This window comes from Pseudomonas sp. MF6776 (assembly GCF_016613125.1).
In the GTDB taxonomy this organism is placed as follows: Bacteria; Pseudomonadota; Gammaproteobacteria; order Pseudomonadales; family Pseudomonadaceae; genus Aquipseudomonas; species Aquipseudomonas iridis.
The window spans coordinates 1-1,870 of the sequence record NZ_JAENSQ010000088.1; the positions used below are offsets into that span (position 1 = coordinate 1).

Sequence of the window (1,870 nt, forward strand, 5' to 3'; positions counted from 1 at the left end):
CCGGACGGAGGTCAGGTCAGTACACGCAGACAGTCATCTCGGCCATGTGTTCCCCGATGGTCCTTCCGACCGCGGCGGTCTGCGGTACTGCATCAACTCAGCGTCCCTTCGCTTCATCCCGCGCGACAAAATGGAGGCCGAGGGATACGGCGAATATCTCGATCAGGAAGAGGAGGCTTAACATGCATCAGCGCGCTGTTCTCGCAGGCGGGTGTTTCTGGGGCATGCAGGACCTAATCCGCAAGCAGCCCGGCATCGTTTCCACTCGTGTCGGTTACACGGGCGGCGATGTTCCGAACGCCACTTATCGCAATCACGGCACGCATGCCGAGGGGATCGAGATCGTCTTCGACCCGGCGGTGACGAGCTACCGAAACATCCTGGAATACTTCTTCCAAATCCACGATCCGACGACAACGAACCGCCAAGGCAATGATCGTGGGCTCTCCTACAGGTCGGGCATCTATTACGTCGACGAGGAGCAGAAGCGCGTCGCCGAAGATACGATCGCCGATTTGGATGCCTCCGGGCTGTGGGGTGGCAAAGTTGTCACCGAGGTCGAGCCGGTCAGCGATTTCTGGGAGGCCGAACCGGAGCACCAGAATTATCTGGAGAAGCGTCCCGGCGGCTATACCTGTCACTTCCCCCGACCCGGCTGGGTACTTCCGAAGCGCCAAAATGCTGGCGATGCGTAGCCCGCAGGCGGGGCTGTCGCGGAGTAGGTTTCATGGACCTTACCCTAGCGCCGGTCCGGTTTGCAATCTTCGTGGCTGCGTCGACCAACTATGCGGTCATCGAACCCAGCCTTGATGAAGTGGGTCATTCCCGTCCGCCGCCGCAGTACTAGGATCGCAGAATCATGCCAGACCTCTCATCCTTTCCAATCACGCAGCGCTGGCCGGCCTCTCATCCCGACCGCCTGCAACTGTACGCCGCGCCTACTCCCAATGGCGTCAAGGTCTCAATCATGCTGGAGGAGACTGGCCTGGCGTACGAGCCCCACCTGATCGACATCTCGAACAACGAGTCGAAGGAAGCGGCGTTCGTCTCGTTAAACCCGAACGGCCGCATACCGGCGATCATCGATCCGGCGGGCCCGGACGGCAACCCCACTGCCGTCTGGGAATCCGGTGCGATCCTCCTCTACCTGGCCGAAAAGACGGGCCAGCTCATTCCAAGCTCGCCCGTCCGACGCTACGAAACCCTGACCTGGGTGTTCTTCCAGATGTCGGCAATTGGGCCGATCTTCGGTCAGCTTGGCTTTTTCCTACGATGGGGCGGTAAAGACTATGAAGACAAGCGGCCTCGGCAGCGCTTTACCGATGAAGCTATACGCCTCCTGGGAGTCCTGGATCGCCAGCTGGAAGGCCGCGACTGGATCGTCGACGATTATTCGATTGCGGACATCGCGACGCTCAGCTGGGTGAATGCGCTGGTTGAGTCGTATGCTGCTGGCGACATCCTTGGCCTCAGTAACTATTCGAACATCCAGGCATGGCTCGGACGTGGGCTGGCTCGACCGGCAGTACGGCGTGGCCTGCACACCCCTGCGAGGCCGGCATGAGCATCATCGCCGCCTACTATTACGACGAAGGCAAGCGAATCCGGGAAATTTCGCTCGATGAGCGCGTCCAGATGGACAAGGGTCGCTCGAACTTCTGCTGGATCGCGCTTAGCGAGCCCTCCACCAACGAACTTCATGCGCTCCAAGCGACCTATTACCTTCATCCGCTGGCAATCGATAACGCGATGCACCCGCTGTGCCCGCCCAAGCTCGAGGTCTACAACGATGAGTTGTACGTCGTCGCGCAGACCGCCGAGCTGGTCGGCGACCGGATCAGCTACGGCAAGATGGCGATCTTCACCGGTC

At 60.3% G+C, this 1,870-nt stretch carries 4 protein-coding genes; all 4 read left to right on the forward strand.

The annotated features are described in order from the left end of the window. On the forward strand, positions 1 to 181 hold a 181-nt coding region (locus JJD74_RS30515; protein WP_200618099.1), incomplete at its 5' end, for a peptide-methionine (R)-S-oxide reductase. A gap of 1 nt (position 182) precedes the next feature. Next, the gene (msrA, locus tag JJD74_RS30520) at positions 183 to 695 is read left to right on the forward strand and encodes a peptide-methionine (S)-S-oxide reductase MsrA (protein WP_078468219.1); all 513 of its coding nucleotides are present in this window, start codon (positions 183 to 185) and stop codon (positions 693 to 695) included. Positions 696 to 859: 164 nt separating this feature from the next. Then, positions 860 to 1,564 (forward strand): glutathione S-transferase N-terminal domain-containing protein, encoded by a 705-nt coding sequence (locus tag JJD74_RS30525; protein ID WP_200618101.1) that lies wholly within the window; start codon positions 860 to 862, stop codon positions 1,562 to 1,564. Continuing rightward, positions 1,561 to 1,870 (forward strand): CorA family divalent cation transporter (locus JJD74_RS30530; protein WP_325167038.1); only part of this gene is annotated, 310 nt, incomplete at its 3' end. The genes JJD74_RS30525 and JJD74_RS30530, both read left to right, overlap by 4 nt.